The organism is Microbacterium sp. SL62 (assembly GCF_026672635.1).
Classification (GTDB): Bacteria; Actinomycetota; Actinomycetes; order Actinomycetales; family Microbacteriaceae; genus Microbacterium; species Microbacterium testaceum_A.
The window spans coordinates 115,554-136,893 of the sequence record NZ_JAPPRM010000001.1 but is presented as its reverse complement, the minus strand read 5'-3'; the positions used below and the strand labels follow the sequence as shown (position 1 = coordinate 136,893).

Annotated in this window: 17 protein-coding genes; 11 read left to right on the top strand and 6 right to left on the bottom strand. The window is 71.9% G+C overall.

Annotated features, from left to right (window positions below; translation table 11 throughout):
• The first annotated feature begins 35 nt into the window (after window positions 1-35).
• The 8 genes from OVA26_RS00560 (at window position 36) to OVA26_RS00525 (ending at window position 9,211) form a co-directional block, all read left to right on the top strand.
• On the top strand, window positions 36-1,034 hold the full coding sequence (locus tag OVA26_RS00560; protein WP_268102481.1) for an acetylxylan esterase: 999 nt from the start codon (window positions 36-38) through the stop codon (window positions 1,032-1,034).
• On the top strand, window positions 1,031-2,002 hold the full coding sequence (locus OVA26_RS00555) for an acetylxylan esterase (protein WP_268102480.1): 972 nt from the start codon (window positions 1,031-1,033) through the stop codon (window positions 2,000-2,002). The genes OVA26_RS00560 and OVA26_RS00555 overlap by 4 nt, the downstream gene beginning before the upstream one ends.
• A 252-nt stretch (window positions 2,003-2,254) precedes the next feature.
• The gene (locus OVA26_RS00550) at window positions 2,255-3,454 is read left to right on the top strand and encodes an inositol-3-phosphate synthase (protein WP_268102479.1); all 1,200 of its coding nucleotides are present in this window, start codon (window positions 2,255-2,257) and stop codon (window positions 3,452-3,454) included.
• The gene (locus tag OVA26_RS00545; protein WP_268102478.1) at window positions 3,451-4,317 is read left to right on the top strand and encodes an SCO3242 family prenyltransferase; all 867 of its coding nucleotides are present in this window, start codon (window positions 3,451-3,453) and stop codon (window positions 4,315-4,317) included. The genes OVA26_RS00550 and OVA26_RS00545 overlap by 4 nt, the downstream gene beginning before the upstream one ends.
• Entirely contained in the window at window positions 4,314-5,780 is a 1,467-nt protein-coding gene (locus tag OVA26_RS00540; RefSeq protein WP_268102477.1) for an EboA domain-containing protein, read from the top strand. The genes OVA26_RS00545 and OVA26_RS00540 overlap by 4 nt, the downstream gene beginning before the upstream one ends.
• Window position 5,781: 1 nt before the next feature.
• Window positions 5,782-6,666, top strand: coding sequence for a TatD family hydrolase (locus OVA26_RS00535; RefSeq protein ID WP_268102476.1), 885 nt, complete (start codon window positions 5,782-5,784; stop codon window positions 6,664-6,666).
• Complete coding sequence (gene eboE / locus OVA26_RS00530; protein ID WP_268102475.1) at window positions 6,663-7,832, top strand: metabolite traffic protein EboE; 1,170 nt, start codon at window positions 6,663-6,665, stop codon at window positions 7,830-7,832. The genes OVA26_RS00535 and eboE overlap by 4 nt, the downstream gene beginning before the upstream one ends.
• Window positions 7,829-9,211: a nucleotide pyrophosphatase/phosphodiesterase family protein gene (locus OVA26_RS00525; protein WP_268102474.1), complete on the top strand. Its 1,383-nt coding sequence runs from the start codon at window positions 7,829-7,831 to the stop codon at window positions 9,209-9,211. The genes eboE and OVA26_RS00525 overlap by 4 nt, the downstream gene beginning before the upstream one ends.
• 363 nt (window positions 9,212-9,574) lie before the next feature.
• Here the strand turns inward: OVA26_RS00525 and OVA26_RS00520 are convergent, their stop codons facing one another.
• From OVA26_RS00520 to OVA26_RS00510, 3 genes are all read right to left on the bottom strand, one after another.
• Window positions 9,575-10,579, bottom strand: coding sequence for a sugar phosphate isomerase/epimerase family protein (locus tag OVA26_RS00520; protein WP_268102473.1), 1,005 nt, complete (start codon window positions 10,577-10,579; stop codon window positions 9,575-9,577).
• Window positions 10,580-10,617: 38 nt separating this feature from the next.
• Entirely contained in the window at window positions 10,618-11,808 is a 1,191-nt protein-coding gene (locus tag OVA26_RS00515; RefSeq protein WP_268104842.1) for a Gfo/Idh/MocA family protein, read from the bottom strand.
• A 93-nt stretch (window positions 11,809-11,901) separates the two neighbouring features.
• Window positions 11,902-12,951: a substrate-binding domain-containing protein gene (locus OVA26_RS00510; protein WP_268102472.1), complete on the bottom strand. Its 1,050-nt coding sequence runs from the start codon at window positions 12,949-12,951 to the stop codon at window positions 11,902-11,904.
• Between the two features lie 298 nt (window positions 12,952-13,249).
• Here OVA26_RS00510 and OVA26_RS00505 point away from each other — a divergent pair, with 298 nt between their 5' ends.
• From OVA26_RS00505 to OVA26_RS00495, 3 genes are all read left to right on the top strand, one after another.
• The gene (locus OVA26_RS00505; RefSeq protein ID WP_268102471.1) at window positions 13,250-14,725 is read left to right on the top strand and encodes a sugar ABC transporter ATP-binding protein; all 1,476 of its coding nucleotides are present in this window, start codon (window positions 13,250-13,252) and stop codon (window positions 14,723-14,725) included.
• The gene (locus tag OVA26_RS00500) at window positions 14,722-15,771 is read left to right on the top strand and encodes an ABC transporter permease (RefSeq protein WP_144784327.1); all 1,050 of its coding nucleotides are present in this window, start codon (window positions 14,722-14,724) and stop codon (window positions 15,769-15,771) included. The genes OVA26_RS00505 and OVA26_RS00500 overlap by 4 nt, the downstream gene beginning before the upstream one ends.
• Before the next feature lie 100 nt (window positions 15,772-15,871).
• Window positions 15,872-17,053: an ROK family transcriptional regulator gene (locus OVA26_RS00495; protein ID WP_056224407.1), complete on the top strand. Its 1,182-nt coding sequence runs from the start codon at window positions 15,872-15,874 to the stop codon at window positions 17,051-17,053.
• Between the two features lie 652 nt (window positions 17,054-17,705).
• On the opposite strand, the gene OVA26_RS00490 is transcribed toward OVA26_RS00495, so the two are convergent.
• The 3 genes from OVA26_RS00490 to OVA26_RS00480 form a co-directional block, all read right to left on the bottom strand.
• Window positions 17,706-18,941, bottom strand: a complete 1,236-nt coding sequence (locus OVA26_RS00490) for a DUF916 domain-containing protein (protein WP_268102470.1) — start codon at window positions 18,939-18,941, stop codon at window positions 17,706-17,708.
• A 74-nt stretch (window positions 18,942-19,015) separates the two neighbouring features.
• Complete coding sequence (locus OVA26_RS00485) at window positions 19,016-20,287, bottom strand: hypothetical protein (RefSeq protein ID WP_268102469.1); 1,272 nt, start codon at window positions 20,285-20,287, stop codon at window positions 19,016-19,018.
• A gap of 17 nt (window positions 20,288-20,304) precedes the next feature.
• Window positions 20,305-21,333, bottom strand: coding sequence for a sugar phosphate isomerase/epimerase family protein (locus OVA26_RS00480; RefSeq protein ID WP_268102468.1), 1,029 nt, complete (start codon window positions 21,331-21,333; stop codon window positions 20,305-20,307).
• Window positions 21,334-21,340 lie beyond the last annotated feature (7 nt).

The following is a 21,340-nucleotide window of genomic DNA, read 5'->3' as shown; positions in this document are numbered from 1 at the left end:
CGTTCGGGCTTCCAGTCTTCCACGGCGGCCCGCTCGTGAACGGCGTCATCGCCGATCCCGCGGGGGAGGGCGATTACGGCTTCGAGTTGTCGGCCCTTCGCGCGGTGCCCCCGGTCGCTCCGCCCGTCGGTTTCGCTGAGCGCTGGGAAGCCTGGGCGGCGGCGGCGGCCGAGGTCGACCCCGATCCGAGGATGACGCCCCTCGGGTGCGTGGACGGGCGGTCGCTCTTCCTCGTCGATCACACCGTCGCCGACGGTCTGCGCGTGCGCGGGTGGTTCGCGACGGCGGTGGGCGGGATGCCGCCGCGGGTGGGGATCGTCCACGGTCACGGCTACGGCGGGCGCGAGGCTCCCGACTTCGATCGCGTCCCGGACGATGCGGCGGTCTTCTTCCCCGTCGCGAGAGGACAAGGGTCGCTCAATGCCGGGCTCGGAGCACCGACGCCCGCCGACGGGCACGTGCTCCACGGCATCCACTCGATCGACGAGTACGTTCTCGGCCGATGCGCCGTCGATCTCTGGCATGCCGGGTCGGCGCTGAGAGCTCTGGCCGGACCGATCCCGCTGTACTACGTGGGCGAGAGCTTCGGTGGCGGGATCGGGGCGCTCGCTCTTCCCTGGGATGACCGTTTCGTGGGGGCGACGCTGATCGTGCCGAGTTTCGGCCAGTACGACCTGCGCCTGCGCCTGCCCTGCGAAGGCAGCGGCGAGCGCGTGCGGGCTCACGTCGGGGTCCACCCTGAGTCCCGTGAGGTCCTGCGCTTCTTCGATGCGTCCACGGCGGCGACCTTCGTCCGCGTGCCGGTGCGCGTGGAATGCGCCTTACGCGACCGTCATGTTCCCCCGCCCGGGCAGTTCGCCGTCGCCAACGCGATCGACGAGGCGCCGGGTGCCGAGTTGGAGCTCGACGTGCAGCCCTACGGCCACCGCGAGTACCGCGGACTCGACGCCGTCCGCTCGCGAGCATTCGCCGCGACGCTCGCGCACATCGACCGGGTGCTCTCGCGAGCGTCCGAGGAGAAGGAGAACCCGTGACCCAGTTCGACCTGCCGCTCGCCGACCTCGAGGCCTTCCGCCCGCCGCGAGAGGAGCCCGCCGACTTCGACGTCTTCTGGGCTGAGACGCTCGGCGAGGCGCGGGCGGCGTCGTGGTCCGCGCGCTTCACCGCGCTCGACACCGCCGACACCGGTGTGACCGGTGTCGAGGTCGACGATGTCGTCTTCGCGGGCTTCGGGGGGCACGAGGTGCGCGCGTGGCTCCTGCGCCCGCGCGGGGCTTCGGGGCCTCTGCCGTGCGTCGTGCGGTACATCGGGTACAACTCCGGTCGCGGCCTTGCCCACCAGCACACGCTGCTGCCCTCCGCGGGGTTCGCGGTGATGGTCATGGACACGCGGGGGCAGAGCAGCGGCGCGTTGCCCGGCGCGACCTCCGACCCCGTGGGCGGAGCCCCGCATGTCGCCGGTCGCGTGACCGAGGGGCTCGACGACCCGTCCCACTCCTATTACCGCCGTGTCTTCTGCGATGCGGTGCTCGCGATCGATGCGGTCCGCTCGCACCCGGCGATCGACGCGACCCGCGTCAGCGTGTGGGGGGGGAGCCAGGGCGGGGGCATCGCGCTCGCCGCAGCGGCGATGAGCGAGGGGCTCAGGTTCGCCGCGATCGACTTCCCGTTCCTCAGTGCGATGCGTCGGGCGGTCGCCATTACCGACGCCGCCCCCTACAGCGAGATCGTCGCGTACCTGCAGACTCGGCGCGGCGACGAAGAGGCGGTGTTCCGCTCTCTCTCCTACCTCGACGGCGTCAACTTCGCCGCACGAGCGAGGGTTCCCGCCCTCTTCTCGGTGGGACTGCGCGATGCCGTGTGCCCACCCTCGACCGTCTATGCGGCGTACAACCATTACGTGGGCGAGAAGAGCATTCGCGTCTACCCGTGGAACGGACACGAAGGAGGCGGCCCGGTGCACCAGCTCGAGGTGTTGCGGGCTCTCGCCGCGCGCGGCTGAGCGGACCCACCGTGCGTCCCGCCGAGTCGACGACGAATATTGCTCTTTAATCCGACATCTTTTGGTTGCCTTACCGCAAAAGCCGCACTACTGTCGGAAGGACCAGGTCACCTCGACGACGAGTCCCCCACCACCCCCGGGTCGCCCTCCATCCCCCTCGGAGCGCCCCTCTCGAACGCCTCCGCCCCCACGGAGTCGTGCCGTCGTGCGTCCCCGGTATTCGACGTCCCTCAACGAAGAACGGACCCCCGCGTGAACACTTCGGACACCCGCCGCACCGCCGACGTCGGCGCCTGGTTCATCGGCGCTCGCGGCTCGCTCGCGACCACGGCCACCCTCGGCATCCACGCCCTCGCCCTGGGCGTCGCGACGCCCGTCGGCCTCACGACCGAGACCGACGCGGTGCGCGTCGACGAGTTCCCCGCGATCGCCGACATCGTCGTGGGCGGACACGACATCTCGTCGACCCCGCTCGAGGAGCGCGCGCGTCAGCTCGCCGCCGGCGGGATGTTCCCCGTGGCCCTCGTCGACGCGGTGGCCGAGCGCCTGCGCGAGACCGAGCAGAACCTCCGCCCCGTCCCCACGATGACGGCGACCCAGCAGGACGAGATCGACCTGCTCGCGGCCGACATCGCCGACTTCCGCGACCGTCACGACCTGCGCGAGGTCGTCGTCATCGACGTCTCGTCCACCGAGCCCCTTCCGCCGTACCACCCCGGATTCGAAGACGACGCCCTCCTGCAGGCGGCCCTCACGACCCCGGGTGCGCGGGTCCTTCCGCCCAGCTCGCGCGCCGCCCTCGCCGCCATCGCGGCCGGAGCCGCCTACGCCGCCTTCACCCCCTCGGCATCCCTCAACCTCCCCGTCCTGCGCGAGCGCGCCGAACGCGCGGGCATCGCGTACGCGGGGCAGGATGGCAAGACCGGCGAGACGCTGCTGCGGACGGTGCTGGCGCCGATGTTCACCGCCCGCGGGTTCCGGGTGCAGTCCTGGGCCGGCACCAACCTCCTCGGCGGCGGCGACGGCGCGACCCTGGCCGACCCCGAGGCCGTCCGCTCCAAGCTGGTCTCGAAGAACCGCGGTCTGCACGCTCTCGTCGGCGACGACGTCGTCACCCCGCTGCACATCGACAACGTGCCCGACCTCGGCGACGTCAAGACCGCGTGGGACCACGTCAGCGCGGCAGGGTTCCTCGGCAGTCGCGTCACGCTGCAGACCACCTGGAGCGCCTACGACTCCGCCCTCGCGGCGCCCCTCGTCATCGACCTCGTCCGAGCGCTGTCTCTCGCGACCCGCGCGGGCCACGCGGGGGTCGTCACCGCCCTCGGCTGCTTCTTCAAGGATCCGTGGGGGAGCGACGTCCACGGCTTCGGCGAGCAGACCGCCCAGTTCGTCTCGTGGGTGCACGAGACCGCAGCCGCCGTCGCGGCAGCCCGGGTCGCCGCACCGTGACCCGGGTCGCGGACTACCTCGACCTCGTCCGCGCCCCCGCCTCGCTCACCGTCCTCGGCGATGCTCTCGTCGGGGCGTTGAGCGCGCGCGGGGCGGGCGGCGACGGTCCCCTGCGCGGGGGCGCGCTCGCGGCCGCGTCCGTCTGCCTGTACAGCGCCGGGATGGCGCTGAACGACTGGGCGGATGCCGACCTCGATGCGCTCGAGCGCCCCGAGCGCCCCATCCCCTCGGGGCGGATCAGCCGCGACCGCGCGCTCGCGGTGGGCGTGGGTCTCACCGCCCTCGGGGTGGGCGCGGCGTTCGCGGCCGGTCGCCGCTCGGGTCTGGTGTCGGTCGCGCTCGCCGGAGCCCTGTGGGCCTACGACACCGTGTTCAAGCCGACGGCGGCCGGTCCGGTCGTCATGGCCGTCTGCCGCGGGCTCGACGTGATGATGGGTGCCGCCGGGCCGGGGTGGCGCTCGGCCCTGGTCCCCGCGGGTGCGGTCGCCGCCCACACGGTCGCCGTCACCGCGATCTCACGGGGCGAGGTCGACGGGTCGACGGCGACCACCGGTCGCGTCGCCGTGGGCACGAGCGTCGCCGTGGCGGCATCCGGTCTACTCGGACGCTCGAACCGCTCCGCCGCCGTGCTCGGGGGAGCGCGCTACCTCGCCGCGGTCCTGCCCGGCCAGCTCGCGGTCGCTCGTGATCCCGGGGCGGCTCAGGCACGTGACGCCACCCGCGCGGGCATCGGCGCCGTCGTCCCCCTGCAGTCCGCCCTCGCCGCCCGGGCGGGCTCGCCGCTGGCGACCGTGGCCCTCGTGGGCATCGAGATTCTCGGCCGCGTGCTCGGCCGCCGCCGTTCGACGGGAGACATCACATGAACTGGACCTGGGGATACGGCACCAACGGTTTCACCGACCACCCGCTGCCCTCCGCCCTCGACGTGCTGCAGCATCACGGGTACGGCGCCGTCGCCCTCACCCTCGGCCACCCCCACCTCGACCCCTTCGCCTCCGACTGGCGCGAACAGAGCGAGGCGCTCGCCGCGGACCTCCGCCGCCGGGGGCTGCGGGTGGTCGTCGAGACGGGCGCCCGCTACCTGCTCGACCCCCTGCGCAAGCATCGGCCGACCCTCGTCGATCGCGACGCCGCGTCGCGCATGGCCTTCTTGCGGCGGGCGGTCGAGATCGCCGCGATCCTGGACGCCGAGTGCGTCTCGCTGTGGAGCGGGGTCGTGCCCGACGACGTCTCGACCGATCAGGCGCGCGTGCTGCTCGAGGAACGCCTCGTCGAGCTCGCCGCGTTCGCCGCGGACGCGGGCGTCACCCTCGCCCTCGAGCCCGAGCCGGGGATGCTGGTCGAGACCGTGGCCGACGCCCTCGCGCTCCGCGCCCGGCTCGGCCACCCCGCGAACCTCGGCCTCACGGTCGACCTCGGTCACTGCGTGGTGGTCGAGCCCGACGGGGTGGTGGGTGCTCTGCGAGCGGCGGGCCCCCTGCTGCGCAATGTGCAGGCCGACGACATGCTCCCCACCGCGCACGAGCACCTTCCGCTCGGGGAGGGCGAGCTCGACCTGGATGCCGCCCTCTCGACGCTGCGCGAGATCGACTACCGCGGCGTGATCGCGGTGGAGTTGCCGCGGCACGCGCACGCGGCCCCCGAGCTCGCGGCGTCGAGCATCGCGGCGCTGATCGCGGCGGGGGAGCGCTCGGTCATCGCCCCGACGCGGAGCGCGGTCGAAACCCCGTCCTCCGGGGACGGTCGGCCCCTCCACCCCTGGACCGCCCTCGCCGTAAAGCAGGTGCGCGCGGATGCCGCCCGCTCCGCGCGCCTGTTCGCCGCGGCGGGTCGCGAGGTGGGGCGGGACCCCCTCTCGGCCGCGCCGTTCGCCCCCACCGCCGACGACGTCGCCCGCGCCGCCCTCATCGCGGCCCTGGCCGACAGCGGGGCCGACCCGGCCGTGGCGGTCGCGCTGTACCGCCGCGGCGACGACGCCGAGCGCCGCGGGGTGCTGCGCGGCCTCGACGCGATCACCGCGCCCACCGCCGCCTGGTGCGAGGCCGGTCTGGAGCTCGTCGCGGACGCCCTCCGCGCCAACGACACGCGACTGGTCGCCGCCGCCCTCGGGCGCTTCGCCGCCGATCACCTCGACGACCACGCGTGGCGTCACGGCGTGCTGAAGTGCGTGTTCCTCGGCATCCCCCTCTCGGTCGTCGTCGCCCTCGATGCCCGCGCCGACGACGAACTCGCCGCGATGGCGGAGCGCTTCGCCGCCGAACGTCGTGCCGCCGGCCGTTCCGTGCCCGACGACCTCTCCTTCCTCCGTGCTCGCGAAAGGGCCTGACATGCGCATCTTCGACCCCCACATCCACATGTCCGCCCGCACCACCGACGACTACGAGGCGATGTACGACGCGGGCGTGCGCGCCCTGGTGGAGCCGGCGTTCTGGCTCGGCCAGCCGCGCACGAGCGTGGGGTCGTTCCTCGACTACTTCGACGCGCTGATCGGGTGGGAGAGGTTCCGTGCGGCGCAGTTCGGCATCCGCCACCACTGCACGATCGCGCTGAACCCGAAAGAGGCGAACGACGCGCGCTGCCGCGAGGTCATGGCCGAGCTGCCGACGTACCTCGCCAAGGACGGGGTCGTCGCGGTCGGTGAGACCGGCTACGACTCGATGACCCCCGAAGAAGACGAGATCCTGCGCCAACACCTCGCGCTCGGCATCGAGTTCGACCTCCCCGTGCTCGTCCACACCCCGCATCGCGACAAGACCGTGGGCACCCGGCGCACGCTCGACGTGGTGGCCGAGTCCGGCATCCCGATGGAGCGCGTGCTCGTCGACCACCTCAACGAGACCTGCGTCGACGCGGTCGCCGACAGCGGCGCCTGGATGGGCTTCTCGATCTACCCCGACACCAAGATGGACGAGCAACGCGTCGTCGCCATCATGCAGCGCATCGGGCTCGACCGCGTCATCGTGAACTCCGCGGCCGACTGGGGCCGCTCCGACCCGCTCAAGACGGCGAAGACAGGGCTGGCCATGCTCGATGCGGGGTTCAGCGACGACGACGTCGACCGGATCCTCTGGCGCAACCCGCGCGACTTCTACGCGCAGAGCGGGCGCGTGAACACCGACCCGATCGACGGCTTCGCTCCCGCGAGCCAGGGGCCCGAGCTGTTCGCCGGCAACTCCGTGCTACGCGGTATGGCATCGCGCCAGGGGGCGTGAGGGTGGAGCTGTCGTACTGCACCAACGTCCACCCCGCCGAAGACCTGCCCGGCATCGTCCGCCAGCTCGACGAGCACGCGGGCCCCGTCCGGCGGGCGGCGGGCCTCGAGCGACTCGGCGTCGGACTGTGGATGCCGGTGGGCGTGGCATCCCTCCTCTCCGACGACCCGCGGGCCCGCGGTGTCCTCGCCGACGCCCTCGAGCGCAACGGGCTGGAGCTGCGCACGGTCAACGCCTTCCCGTACCGCGGGTTCCACGACGACGTCGTCAAGCTCGCGGTGTACCGCCCCGACTGGACCACGCGCGAGCGCCGGGAGTACACGCTCGACTGCGCGCGCGCCCTCGCGGCGCTTCTTCCCGCCGGGGCCGAGGGCAGCATCTCGACGCTCCCGCTGGGATGGAGGGAGGGGTGGGATGCCGCGGCCGACCGTGCCGCGGAGGAGCACCTCGCCGGACTCGTCGAGGGCCTCGCCGCGCTGGAGCGCGAGACGGGACGCATCGTCCGCGTGGCGATCGAACCCGAGCCCGGCTGCATCCTCGACGACGTCGCCGACGTGGTGGCCTGGCTCGGCGCCCGCCCGCACCTGACCGCGGAGGGCCGCCTCGGGCTGTGCCTGGACACCTGCCACCTCGCGGTGTCGTTCGCCGACCCCGCCGGAGCGGTCGCCGCGGCCGCCGCCGCCGGCATCCGCATCGTGAAGGTGCAGGCCTCGGTCGCGCTCGAGGTGCCCGACCCCGCCGACCCCCGCACGGTGGACGCGCTCCGGCCCTTCGCCGAGGAACGCTACGTCCACCAGGTGCGCGAGGCCAGTGGTCGACGCTCCGCCGACGACCTCCCCGAGGTGCTCGACGCCGCCGCGCCGTGGCCGACCGACCGCGCCTGGCGCGTGCACGTCCACATCCCCCTGCACGCGCGTCCCGCAGCCCCCCTCCGCGCCACGACCGAGGTGCTGCTCGCCGCGGTCGACGCGGTCCTCGAGACGCCCGACGGCGGTGACGCCCACCTCGACATCGAGACCTACACCTGGTCGGTGCTGCCCGAAGAACTGCAGCCCGAAACGCTCGTCGGCGGGATCGCGGCCGAACTGCGCTGGGCGCACGCGCACCTGCCGCGCGCTGTCGCCGGGGTGCCGGCATCCGGAATCGACGAAAGGAGCCTGGTATGACCAAGGTCCTGCTGCTGGACATCGTGGGGCTCACCCCGCGCGCACTCGCCGCGATGCCCCGACTCACCGCGCTCGCCCGCGCCGGTGGGCACCTGGGGCTCGACACGATCCTCCCCGCCGTCACGTGCAGCGTGCAGTCGACCATGCTCACCGGCACGATGCCGCGCGAGCACGGGATCGTCGGCAACGGTTGGCACTTCCGCGGCCTCGGCGACCCTCTCCTGTGGCGCCAGCACAACAAGCTCGTCGCCGGAGAGAAGGTGTGGGAGACCGCGCGGCGCTCGCGCCCCGAGCTGACCACGGCCAACCTCGGCTGGTGGTTCGCGATGGGGGCGACGACCGACATCACCGTGACCCCGCGGCCGATCTACCACGCCGACGGGCGCAAGAGCCCCGACGCGTACGTCCGCCCCGCGGCCCTGCACGACCAGCTGGTCGGAGCGCTCGGCGAGTTCCCCCTGTTCCAGTACTGGGGCCCGACCGCGACGATCCAGAGCAGCGCGTGGCTCGCCGAAGCGACGCGCGGCGTGATCACCGAGCGGTGGGGTCCGGCGCCCGACCTGGCGATGGCGTACCTGCCGCACCTCGACTACGACCTTCAACGCTTCGGTCCGAACGGCCCCGAGGCCGCGCACGCGGCGCGCGAGCTCGACGACGCGATCGCCCCCCTGCTGACCGACGCGCTCGAGCGCGGGTACAGCGTCGTCGCGGTGTCGGAGTACGGCATCGAGCAGGCCTCGCGCCCCGTCGACGTCAACCGCGCCCTGCGCCGCGAGGGACTGCTCGAGGTGTACGTGCAGGACGGGCGGGAACAGCTGGACCCGTGGACCTCGCGGGCGTTCGCCGTCGCCGACCATCAGGTCGCTCACGTGTACGTTCCGGATGCGGCCGACCTCCCCCGCGTGACGGCGCTGCTGCGCGGACTCGAGGGTGTCGACGAGGTTCTCGACCGCGACGCGCAGGCGCGGTACGGCCTGGACCACGACCGCTCCGGCGAACTGGTGGTGGTGGCCGAGCCCGGCGCTTGGTTCACCTACTACTTCTGGCTCGACGACGAGCGCGCCCCGGAGTACGCCCGGGGCGTCGACATCCACCGCAAGCCCGGATACGACCCCGCCGAGCTGTTCTTCGACCCCGCCGACCGTCTCGCCAAGGCCAAGGCCGGCGCGAACCTCGTGAAGAAGAAGCTGGGCCTGCGCTACGCGATGAGCACGGTGCCGCTCGACCCCTCGTGCGTCCGCGGGACGCACGGCCGCCTGTCGTCGACGCGGCGCGACGGACCGATGCTCGTCACGAGCGACGCCGGCCTGCTGCCCGACGCCGAGTCGCTGCCGGCCGCGGGCGTCCGCGACCTGGTGCTGCGCGGCCTGGGCGTCTGACCCGGCGGGACACAACGCAGGAGTCTCGGACTCGAACCCCGTCCCGCGCCCGCCAGAGGCGGTGTCGCCGGGGCGGATCTCCTGCGTCGTGTCCGTTGGCCCGCGGTGGGAGGACGTTCGGGCCGCCGTAGCTCAAAGCCCGGCCACGGCGACCCCGCATCGCGGCTGCGGGCACAACGCAGGAGTTTCCGTCCCCATCCGCCCGCCGTGCGGCCAGAACGGTATCGCGCGACCGGATCTCCTGCGTCGTGTCGCGGGGAGCGAGGGCGCTTAGGCGCCCCTTCAGGCCCCGCCCGGGCAGACGGAAGGGCCGGATGCCTCGGCATCCGGCCCTTCTTTTCGCTTCCGACCGATCCCCCCGGATCAGCGCTGGCTGAACGCCGCGTCGAACGCCGCCCCGGAGGGCTCGTACGACGACAGCTTCCGCACGAATCCGAGCGCCTCGGGCGCTCCGACCAGGCGGTCCATGCCCGCGTCCTCCCACTCGACCGACAGCGGCCCGTCGTAGCCGATGGCGTTGAGCATGCGGAAGGCGTCCTCCCACGGCACATCGCCGTGCCCGGTCGAGATGAAGTCCCACCCGCGGCGCGGGTCGGCCCACGGCAGGTGCGACGACAGGCGTCCGTTGCGGCCGTTGCCGAGACGCCTCTTCGTGTCCTTGCAGTGCACGTGGAAGATCTTGTCCTGGAAGTCCCAAAGGAACGCGACCGGATCGATGTCCTGCCACACCATGTGCGAGGGATCCCAGTTGAGGCCGAACGCCGAGCGGTGTCCGATGGCCTCGAGCGCGCGCTTCGTCGTCCAGTAGTCGTAGGCGATCTCGGAGGGGTGCACCTCGTGGGCGAAACGCACGCCGACCTCGTCGAACACGTCGAGGATCGGGTTCCAGCGGTCCGCGAAGTCCTGGTATCCGGCATCCACCATCTGCTCGGTGGCGGGCGGGAACATCGCGACGTACTTCCAGATGCTCGAGCCGGTGAAGCCCGTGACCGTCTTGACGCCCAGCTTCGCGGCGAGGCGCGCGGTGTTCTTCAGCTCTTCGGCGGCGCGCTGACGCACGCCCTCGGGGTCGCCGTCGCCCCACACCCGGTCCGACACGATGTCGCGGTGACGCTGGTCGATGGGGTCGTCGCAGACGACCTGGCCCTTGAGGTGGTTCGAGATGGTCCACACCTTCAGGCCGTTGCGCTCGAGCACGTCGAGCTTGCCCTGCACGTAGGCCTCGTCGTCCCAGCGCCAAGGGTCGAGGTGGTCGCCCCAGCAGGCGATCTCGAGGCCGTCGTAGCCCCACTCGCCGGCGAGACGGGCCACCTCCTCGAAGGGGAGGTCGGCCCACTGGCCGGTGAAGAGGGTGATCGGTCGCGTCATCGCGGCGTCCTTTCGTCGGTGCGGTTCCGGGATCGGATTCAGGATGCCGCGAACGCGCGGCCCCCGGAAGAAGCGGTGGCCAGGTCGGCATCGACGCCGGTCCAGACGCCGTCGGCCTCGGAGCTGCGCGCGACGGCGTCGAGCACCTCCTGCACGTGCAGGCCGTCGGCGAACGAGGGGGTCGGGGCGGCTCCGGCGGCGACGGCCTCGACGAAGTCCTTCGCCTGGTGCGAGAAGCCGTGCTCGTAGCCGAGCATGTGACCGGTGGGCCACCACGCGGCGACGTAGGGGTGCTCGGGCTCGGTGACGAGGATCCGACGGAAGCCCTGCTCGGCGGCGGGGAGCGTGGCGTCGTAGAACTGGAGTTCGTTCGGGCTCTCGAGGTCGAACGACAGCGAGCCGAGGGATCCGGCGATCTCGATCCGCAGGGCGTTCTTGCGGCCGAGGCGGAAGCGCGAGGCCTCGAACGAGGCGAGGGCGCCGCTCTCGAGGCGACCGGTGAACAGGGCGAGGTCGTCGACGGTGACGGCCCCGCGTTCGGTGCCCGCGGAACCGGAGAGCCCGGACGAGGAGGCGAGGACGGGACGCTCGTCGACGATCGTCTCGAGGATGCCGGCGACGCGGCTCACGCGCTGCCCGGTGATGAACTCGGTGAGGTCGACGGCGTGGGCGCCGATGTCGCCGAGGGCGCCGGATCCGGCGCGGTCCTTCTGCAGGCGCCAGGTGAGCGGGGCCTCGGCGTCGCTCAGCCAGTCCTGGAGGTATTCGGCGCGCACCTGGCGGATGTCGCCGAGGCGGCCCGCGGCGACGAGGTCGCGGGCGAAGGTCGTGGCGGGAAGACGTCGGTACGTGAAGCCGACCATCGAGCGGATGCCGTTGTCTGCGGCCGACGAGGCGGCCTCGGCCATGCGCCGGGCCTCGTCGACGGTGTTGGCGAGGGGCTTCTCGCACAGGACGTGCTTGCCGGCGGCGAGGGCGGCGATCGCGATCTCGGCGTGCGAATCGCCGGGGGTGACGATGTCGACGACGTCGATGTCGGAGCGGTGGATGACCTCGCGCCAGTCCGTCGCGCTCTCCTGCCAGCCCCAGGTCTCGGCGGCGGCCTGCGTGCGGGCCGCGTCGCGCCCGACGAGCACGCTCATCTCGGGGGCGAGGGGGAGGTCGAAGAAACGAGGGGCGACGCGCCATCCCTGGGAATGCGCGGCGCCCATGAATCCCGCACCGATCATGGCGATGCGAAGGGGCTGGGTCACGATGGAGGTCTTTCTGTGGGGGGACGGGGGACGGGGCGCCCGCGACGAACGCGGACGCCCCGGACCGGGTCAGGACTGGAACGAGAGGTCGATGAAGGACGCGACGTTGTCCTTCGTCACCACGGGGGCGTCCAACACGATGCGGTTGGGGACGCTGGGCGTGATGAGGTCACCGGCGGTCTTGCCCTGCGCGATCAGGCGCGCCAGGGCGATGCCGTCGGCGGCCTGCGTCGACGGGTAGATGACCGTGGCCTTCAGGACGCTGTCGTCGGCCTGGATGGACTCCATCGCGTTCCGGCTGCCCGCGCCGCCGACCATGATGAACTCGTCGCGACCGGCTGCCGTGATGGCGGCGAGCACGCCGATGCCCTGGTCGTCGTCGTGGTTCCAGATGGCGTCGATCTTCGGGTTCGCCGACAGCAGCTGCGAGGTCGAGGCCTCGCCGCCCTGGACGGTGAAGTCCGCGGCGACGCGGGGTCCGACCTTCAGGCCGCAGTCCGACAGGGCGTCGGCGAAGCCCGCCGAGCGGTCCTGCGTGAGCGGCAGGGAGTCGATGCCCGCGATCTCGCCGACGACGGCATTGCTGTTGCCCTCGAGCTGCTGGCAGATGTAGGTGCCGGCGCTGACGCCCATGCCGTAGTTGTCGCCCAGGATGGTCGAGCGGGCGGCGAAGGGGCTCGAGAACTCGCGGTCGACGTTGATCACGGGGATGCCCGCGTTCATCGCCTTGATCGCGACCTCGGTGAGGGCGGCGCCGTCGCTCGGCAGCAGCACGATGGCGTCGACGCCGTCGTTGATGAAGGTCTCGACGGCCGCGATCTGCGCGTTGACGTCGTTCGTGCCCTCGGCGACCTTGAGGTCGACGTCGGGGAAGCTCTCGGCGGCGGCGAGCGCACCCGAGTTGATGGCGCCGAGCCACCCGTGGTCGGCGGCGGGGCCCGAGAACCCGATGGTGACGGTGTCACCGGCGGCGGCGTTCTCTTCGGTCGTGGTGCCCTGGTCGACTACGTTCTGGCTGTCGCCGCCCGAGCCGGTGCAGCCGGCGAGAAGGCCGACCGAGGCGACGACGGCGATGCCGGTCAGGACGAGTCGCGAACGCGACTTCCACTGTGAGCGCATGTTTCCTCCTTGAAATGTGATGCAGCTGGGGTCATCGCGGCCCCGGGTCATTCCGGAAGGAAGGGTCCACTCTGACGTGGCTCACGCTAGCAGAAGTGTCGGTTGATTGAGCATCTTTTGTTTTTCAAGCCGCATAAGTCGCTGCCCACGCTAATTCCGACAGCAGAGCGCTCGCGCGCATGCGGGAGCGGCTTCCCGGCGCGGCACCGAATTCGGGTCGCGCGACGGTGAGGCGGCGTGTTATGTTCGCCGCGTGATCAAAGTTGACCATCAGTCGTCATTACTCACCGTCCGAGGCGTGACCAAGTCCTTCGCCGGCGTCCGCGCCCTGCGCGGCGTCGATCTCGACATCGTCGCCGGTGAGGTGCACTGCGTGCTGGGCCAGAACGGCGCGGGCAAGTCGACTCTCATCAAGACCCTCGCCGGAGTGCACCGCCCCGACGAGGGAGAGATCGTGTGGCTCGGCGAGAACGTCGACATCGCCGACCCCGACGCGGCCATCGACCTCGGCATCGCGACGATGTACCAGGAGCTCGACGTCGTCGACGGCCTCACGATCGCCGAGAACATCTTCCTCGGGCACGAGCTCGCGCGCGGTGGCTTCACGCAGCGCGCCGAAGCCGCCAGGCAGACCCGCGAGCTGCTGCGCCGTCTCGGACACGCAAACCTCTCTCCGAACACCGAGGTCGGCTCGCTCAGCGCCGCCAACAAGCAGATCGTCAGCATGGCGCGCGCGCTGTCGCACGACATCAAGCTGATCATCATGGACGAGCCCTCGGCCGTCCTCGACACCGAAGAGGTCAAGAACCTCTTCGCCGTCGTGCGCGAGCTCACCGCCGCGGGCATCGCCGTCGTCTACATCACGCACCGCCTCGAAGAGATCCGCGAGATCGGCGACCGCATCACCGTCCTGAAGGACGGGCGGACCACCGCGGTCGGTCTCTCCGCCGCCGACACCCCGAAGGCCGAACTCATCCGGCTCATGACCGGGCGCGAGGTGGCCAACGTCTTCCCCGAGCGCGTGCCCGTGGCATCCGATGCCCCCGTCGTGCTCGACGTGCAGGGACTCGGGCTCGACGGGGTCTTCTCCGACGTGTCGTTCTCGGTGCGCGCCGGTGAGGTGGTGGGGCTCGCCGGACTCGTCGGCTCGGGTCGATCCGAGATCCTCGAGACGGTCTACGGAGCGCGACGCTCGAACGCCGGCTCCGTGCGCGTGCGCGACAAGGTCCTTCCCCGCGGATCGGTCCGCGCCGCCGTCGGCGCCGGCATCGGTCTGTCGCCCGAGGAGCGCAAGAGCCAGGGGCTCGTGCTCGACGAGCCGATCTTCGTGAACATCGCGCTGGCCTCGATGAAGCGCTTCGCCAAGGGCGGGTTCCTCGACGACCGCGCCGCGCGCAAGGTCGCCCGCGAACAGATCGACGCCTTCGAGTTGCGCCCGGCCGATCCCGATCGTCCCGCGCGCACCCTGTCCGGCGGCAACCAGCAGAAGATCCTGCTCGCCCGCTGGCTCGTGCACGGCACCGAGGTGCTGCTGCTCGACGAACCCACCCGCGGCGTCGACGTCGGCGCCCGCGCCGAGATCTACGCCCTCATCCGCGATCTCGCCGCCGCAGGCAACGCGGTCGTCGTCGTCTCGAGCGAGATCGAAGAGGTCCTCGGCCTCGCCGATGTCGTCCTCGTCGTCGCCGACGGTCGCATCCTGAGCACCCTCCCCTCCCACCAGATCGACGAGCACGGCGTGCTCGATCTCGTCATGAAAGGATCCGCCGCGTGAGCGAGCCGACCACCCCGACCCGTGCACGCACGGTCCCCACCGAGACCGGGGCCGTCGCGGCTTCCGCTCCCGAGCCCGCTTGGCGCCGCTTCCTCTCCGGATCGGCCGGCCGCAACATCGGTCTCGTCGTCGCGCTGCTGGTCATCGTGATCGTCGGCGCCATCACCGCGCCCGGGTCGTTCACGAGTGTCGACAACCTGCTCGTCATCCTCCGCCAGGCCTCGATCATCGGCGTCATCAGCATCGGCATGACCCTCGTGATCATCGCGGGCGGCATCGACCTGTCGGTCGGCTCGGTCATGGGCCTCGCCTCCGTGGTCGCGACCCTCGCGGCCGTGCAGGATCTCGCCGACAACCTGCACTGGAGCGTCATGGTCGTCATCGCCCTCGCGGTGGGCGTGGGCGCCGGCCTCATCAACGGCATCGTCATCGCGTACGGCAACGTCGTGGCCTTCATGGCGACCCTCGCCATGCTCGTCGGCGCGCGCGGCCTCGCCGAGATCCTGGCCGAGCGTCGCACGCTCGTCGTGCAGGACCGCGGCTTCATCACCTTCATGAACGCCGACATCCTCGGCGTGGACATCCTGATCTGGATCTTCGCCATCGTGGCGGCCCTCGGCTGGGTGCTGCTGAACCGCACCACCTTCGGGCGTCGCACCGTGGCCGTCGGCGGCAACCGCGAGGCCGCGCGCCTGGCGGGCATCGACGTGCGCCGGCACACGATGTGGCTGTACGCGATCACGGGTCTGTGCGCCGGCATCGCGGCCGTCATGATCCTCGGCCGCACGACGGCGGGCACCTCGACCCACGGTCAGCTGTACGAGTTGGATGCCATCGCCGCGGTCGTGGTGGGCGGCACGCTCCTCGTCGGCGGCCGGGGCACGATCACCGGTACGGTGTTCGGCGTCCTCATCTTCGCGACGTTGTCGAACGTGTTCATCCAGAACAATCTCTCGTCTTCCGTACAGGCGGTGGCGAAAGGTGTCATCATCGTGGTCGCGGTGCTCCTGCAGCAGCGCTTCTCCCGTCCTCCGGGACGGGGCTGACGACCCCTTATGCCGACGGCGGCTGCGTGATTCGCGTAGTCGCCGTCGGTATGTGGATGGAATGCATTGCTACTAATGGTGTACTGAGGGCGTGAAGAGGATGACGACAGATTCCGTGCAGTCGGTCAACGGCGTGAGCCAGTTGTTCCAGCTGCTGCGAGACGGCGTACCGCGTACGCGAGCGGAGCTGGCCAAGTCGACCGGCCTCGCCCGATCGACGGTCGCCGTGCGCGTCGACGAGCTCATGCGCATGGGCCTCATCACCCCCGTCGCCGACGCGGTGTCCACCGGCGGACGGCCGCCGTCGCAGTTCGCGATCAACCCCGCGGCCAAGGTCGTCGTCGCCGTCGACCTCGGTGCCTCGCACGCGACGGTCGCGATCGCCGACCTCACCGGCAAGGTGCTCAGCGAGCGCACCGGCGACATCGACATCGCCACGGGTCCCGAGCCCGTGCTCACCTGGCTCGTCGAGACCGCGACGGCGCTGCTCTCCGAGTCGGGCCGCTCCACCTCCGACGTGGCCGCGATGGGCATCGGCGTCCCCGGCCCCGTCGAGCACTCCACCGGACAGCCGGTGAACCCCCCGATCATGCCCGGCTGGGATCGCTTCGACATCCCCGGCTGGATCTACCAGCACATGCCGGTTCCCGTCCTCGTCGACAACGACGTCAACATCATGGCGCTGGGCGAGCGCAGCATCGCCTGGCCCGCCGTCGACCACTTCATGTTCGTGAAGGTCGCCACCGGCATCGGCACCGGCATCATCTCCGACGGTCACCTGCAGCGCGGAGCCCAGGGCATCGCCGGCGACATCGGTCACGTCCAGGTCGCGCGCGGCGCCGACATCCCGTGCCAGTGCGGCAATCGCGGATGCCTCGAGGCCTTGGCATCCGGTCCCGCGATCGCGCGCGCGCTGCGCGCGCAGGGCATCGACGCGCACACCGGCTCCGACGTGGTCGACCTCGTCAAGCGCGGCAACATCGACGCGATCCAGGCCGTGCGCCAGGCGGGTCGTGACATCGGCGAGGTGCTCACGACGTGCGTGAGCCTGATGAACCCCTCGGTGATCGCGATCGGCGGGTCCATGGCGCGCGTGGGCGAGCATCTCATCGCGGGCGTCCGCGAGGTCGTGTACACGCGCTCCACGCCGCTGGCCACCGAGTACCTCTCGATCGTCCAGTCGGTCGCCGCCGAGAAGGCCGCCGTGATCGGCGCGAGCATGCTCGCGGTCGAGCACGCCCTCGCCCCCGAGTCGCTGAACGCCGCGTTCCTCCGCGCCTGACCCGCGAGGGGTCACTGCCGCAGCACAACTCCAGCAGATCGGACGGCTCCGCCCCGTCGATGGGCCGCGGGCGCGCGATATGAAGGAGTTGTGCCCCCGTGCCGGGGTTCCCGATTGGGCCGGTCGGCGGGGCCGCTGCGCCATGCCGGGGCGGTGGCGCGTGCACAACTCCTGCAGATGGGCGGGTTTCGCGGCCCCGGGGGCCACGGTCGCGCGATGCGCAGGAGTTGTGCACCCGAGCCGGGGTTGTCGGTCCGCCGGGTAGGTGGTGAGCCGGTCCGGCGCGTACGGCGGCGCACCGTTTCCCCGACAGGCCGATTCCGGATGCCGGGACTTCGGCGCGTCGCGGATTTCCCCGCGGTCGTGCCCGGTGCGGGGCCCGTCCCTCCCGTGGCAGGACGCAGGACATCCGGGGGCGGCGGGCCATCGGGCCGGGCGAAGACGCCCCGACCGGGTCGGTGTTCCTGCGTTGTGGCCGGGGCAGGCCAGGCCGGGCCAGGCCGGGGCGGGCCAGGCCGGGGCAGGCCGGGCGTGCGCGGGCCCGGGAGGCGGGCCGGGCCAGCACACGAGGAACGCCCGCCGTGCACGAGCACGGCGGGCGTCATCGATCGCTCGCGGCGCGGAGTGTCCCTCTCCACGCCGCGAGCGGGTCTCAGGGCGACCGGCGCGAGGCGCGGGTCGGGACGGGGGAGGGAGCCTCGGGGACTCCCCCCGTGTCGGCCACGCCGCCGGCGGGCACCGGCTCGCGCTCGGCGGCCGCACCCGTCGCGGCGCCGGGCCCAGCGGCATCCGTCCCGTCGGCATCCGTCCCCTCGGCAGCTGATCCGGATCCGTCGGCATCTGCCCGCGCGGCAGCCACGGCGGCGGCGATCTCCCGGGCGTGGGCCGCTCGACGGCGTCGGGCGGCGATGACGCGCCAGGCCACGAGCAGGGCGACCACGGCGAGGATCGCGAGCGCCGTCCACGGCACGGCGGCCGTGGCGGCCGCGCCCTGCGACACGAGGGGGTCGAGGGCCGACGGCTCCGCGCCGGCCAGTGTGCGCGAGACGACCTGCGAGGTGGCGGTGACGTCGGCTGACAGCAGCACGAGGGGGACGACCCCGGCGACTTCGACCGTGCGCTTCAGCGAGCTGCCGGGGAGCAGCTCGGGGGCGTCGTCGGCGGCGGTCACGCGCGCCCAGCCGAACGGCCCGCCGAGGGCGACCTCGACGTTCGGGTCGAGGCGCGTGTTGCCGGTGTTGGTGAGGGTGTAGCCCACGGTCGCGGATCCCGTCTCGGCGGGGTTCGCGGTGCCGTGGTAGTCGACGACGACGTCGCCGATCGCGAGCGAGGGGGCGAGGTCGCCCTGCACGCGGAGGTGCACGCGCGAGCCCAGGCGACGTTCGGTGACGGTGCCGTTGTCGGCGGTGACGAGCATGGATGCCACGATGCCGGCCGCGTAATCGCCCGGGGCGGCGTCGGTGGGCACGGTCACGGTGAAGGGGACCTCGGCGCTCGCGCCGCTGTCGAGGGTGAGCTCGGGGGCTGCGATCGAGACCCAGCTGCCGAGGTCGGTGGATTCCGCGCCCCCGGCGAGGATGTCGAGGGCTCCGTCGTCGGTGAGGAATCCGTCGGCGGCGTACACGCGCAGGGTGATCGGCTGGGGGCTGCGGTTCGCGACGTACAGGGCGTCGCCGACCGTGCCGCCGGGCAGCAGGTCGTAGGCGTAGTTGGGCCGGTCGCGCCCTTGCGCGGTGTCGGCGGGTTTGACGCTCCACGTGACCGTGGTGTCGGGGGAGGGGGCGGCGGCCGCAGAGGCGGCGAGCGGGCTGGCCAGCAGCAGCGCGAGGCCGGTGAGGAACGACAGGAGCAATCGGAGCGGACGGGAAGTGGTCTTCGCCTGGGACATGGGCGTGGCTTTCGTGTGGAAGGGATCCCGTCGGGGCCGCGCTCTCGAGGGGCGCGACCCCGACGGGGAGGGGGTCAGCTGAGGGCGGTCAGCGTCACGGTCGCGGTGTAGGTGCCGCGGGGGGTCTCGAGCGGGAGCTTGAGATCCAGGTCGGCGCCCACGAGCGAGCTGCCTCGCTCATGGCCGTCGTTCGCCTGCGCGAGGGTGCGGGCGACCGAGAGGCCCTGGCCGCTGTCGAAGCCCGAGGGCACGGGGGCCCCGGCGACGGCGCCGCCCTGCGTCTCGAGCACCTCGGGCGTCCAGCCGAGGTACGCGCTCGACACCTCCTGGCCGTCGGCGGCGAAGTTCGACACCTGCGCGGTCAGGGACCAGCCGGGGTTTCCGGCCCGAGTGTCCTGGACGCGGATCGGGACGATCTCGCCCGCCGCTGCGTAGTGGTCGAGGTTCTCGGTCGCGACGCCGAGGTCGACGAGGCGCGAGGTGCCCTCGATCGACCAGGTGAGCTCGCCCGAGCCCTGGCCGGGGACGGTCACCGCGATCGACTGGTCGCCCGCGGGAGGGGCGGTCGGAGCCTCACCCGTGTAGTCGCCGGTGGTGGAGCCGGCGCGCACGCCCGCGCCGAACGCCGCCGCCGGGGTGTTCCCGTCGAGGGCGAGAGCACCGTACACGGTGGTGTTCGCCACGCGCAGGTTCGCGGTGTTCCCGCTGAGCGAGAGGCCCCCGCCGATCGAGTTGGCGAAGGCGTCGGAGCCGCCGTCGGCCGTCGCGCCGATCAGCACGTCGCGCGAGCTGCCGCTCACGGTGACGTCGCCCTTGACGACGGCGCCGGTCATCGACACGCCCCAGTCCGAGCCATCGATCGACACGTCCGCACCGACCGACGTGCGCACGACGTCGACGTAGGTGGCCTGCTGCGTGAGCAGCGAGCCCGCGATCGCGCTGTCGACGACCTCGACGTCGATGCCGCCGGCTTCCACCGAGCCCCCGACCTTCAGGTCGTTGACGTAGAGGAAGCCCACGGTGGTGTCGGCGGAGTAGGCGCTGACGTCGCCGGCGACGCTCGTGCCGTCGAGCGAGACGCCGTACGCGTCGGTGGCGACGACGTCTCCGGTGACCGTGACCGAGGTGGCATCCAACCATCCCCCGGCCTCGACGACGATGTCGCCCTCGACGGTCGCGCCGCCGAGGATGCAGTCCGCTCCTCCCGGGACGATGAGGTTGCCCGAGACGGTCTGGCTGCCCAGGTCGTCGGTGCAGGTGAGGTCGGCCGCGTACGCGGGGACCGCGACCACGCTGCCCCCGATGACGAGGAGTCCGACGGTGGTCAGTTTCGTGATTCTGTTCATCAGTTCTTCCTCGTCGCTCAGCCGCGCAGGGCTGCGATGTTGTCGTAGCTGCGGTCGGCGTTCGCGAGCGAGTTCCCGGGGTTCACCGGCACCGAGGAGGCGTTGTCCTGCTCGAACATGCCGAAGCGCTGACCGCGGTCGCGCAGCTGCGACAGGAACGCCGTGTAATCGATGTTCCCGGCGCCGAACTCGACGATGTCGTAGCCGTTGGCGCTGTTCGGGTTGAGCTTGCCGTCCTTGAGGTGGAGGATCGGGAACCGCCGGGGGTCGCGCGTGATGTAGTCGATCGGCTCGAACCCGGGGTAGAGGAACTTCCCGACGTGCGCCCAATAGACGTCCATCTCGAAGAACACCGTCTCGGGGTTGAGGTTCTCCCAGTACAGGTCGTACACGCGCTCGTTGGTATCGGTGGTGAAGCCCCACTCCTGCGCGTGGTTGTGCAGATAGAGCTTGATGCCCGCGGCGCGACCCTTCTCGCCCATCTGGTTCCACGTGCCGATGGCCTGCATCCACGGGTCCTTGGCGAGGGGACCGCCGTAGCCTCCGGCGATGGGTCCGCCCTGGCCCAGGTGCGGCATGCCCAGCACGTGCGCGATCTCGAGCTGCTGGTCGATGTTGGCCGGGGTGAGGTTGACGTGCGCGCCGGTCGCGCGCAGACCGTTGTCATCGAGCAGCTGGCGGATCTCCTGCGGCGTGATCGCGCCGACGTTGCCCTGGGTGTAGCCCGCGAACTCGATCTCGGAGTAACCGATGCGGGCCAGCTCCTCGAACACCGCGCGGAAGCCCAGCGAGCTGACCTTGTCGCGGACGGTGAAGAGCTGGATGCCGATGCGGTTGACGGGGACGAGACGCTTCCCGGCGCTGACCGGGGGAGCGGCCGCCGCGGCGCGGGCGCCGAAGGCGGTGGAGGCGGAGGCTGCGGCGGGCATGGCGGCGGCGCCGATGCCGACGGCGACGGATGACGCCGCCAGGGCCTTGAGCAGCGTGCGCCGGCTCATGGGCCGATCCGGCACCGTGGGGTGCGCGTGGTCGTGGTGGTGACTCATGACTCTC

Bases quoted from the DNA above. Each gene is read 5' to 3' on its own strand.
- OVA26_RS00540 (WP_268102477.1), top strand. From the start codon at position 4,314: ATGAACTGGACCTGGGGATACGGCACCAACGGTTTCACCGACCACCCG.
- OVA26_RS00535 (WP_268102476.1), top strand. From the start codon at position 5,782: ATGCGCATCTTCGACCCCCACATCCACATGTCCGCCCGCACCACCGAC.
- OVA26_RS00525 (WP_268102474.1), top strand. From the start codon at position 7,829: ATGACCAAGGTCCTGCTGCTGGACATCGTGGGGCTCACCCCGCGCGCA.
- OVA26_RS00520 (WP_268102473.1), bottom strand. From the start codon at position 10,579: ATGACGCGACCGATCACCCTCTTCACCGGCCAGTGGGCCGACCTCCCC.
- OVA26_RS00515 (WP_268104842.1), bottom strand. From the start codon at position 11,808: ATGATCGGTGCGGGATTCATGGGCGCCGCGCATTCCCAGGGATGGCGC.
- OVA26_RS00510 (WP_268102472.1), bottom strand. From the start codon at position 12,951: ATGCGCTCACAGTGGAAGTCGCGTTCGCGACTCGTCCTGACCGGCATC.
- OVA26_RS00495 (WP_056224407.1), top strand. From the start codon at position 15,872: ATGACGACAGATTCCGTGCAGTCGGTCAACGGCGTGAGCCAGTTGTTC.
- OVA26_RS00490 (WP_268102470.1), bottom strand. From the start codon at position 18,941: ATGTCCCAGGCGAAGACCACTTCCCGTCCGCTCCGATTGCTCCTGTCG.
- OVA26_RS00485 (WP_268102469.1), bottom strand. From the start codon at position 20,287: ATGAACAGAATCACGAAACTGACCACCGTCGGACTCCTCGTCATCGGG.
- OVA26_RS00480 (WP_268102468.1), bottom strand. From the start codon at position 21,333: ATGAGTCACCACCACGACCACGCGCACCCCACGGTGCCGGATCGGCCC.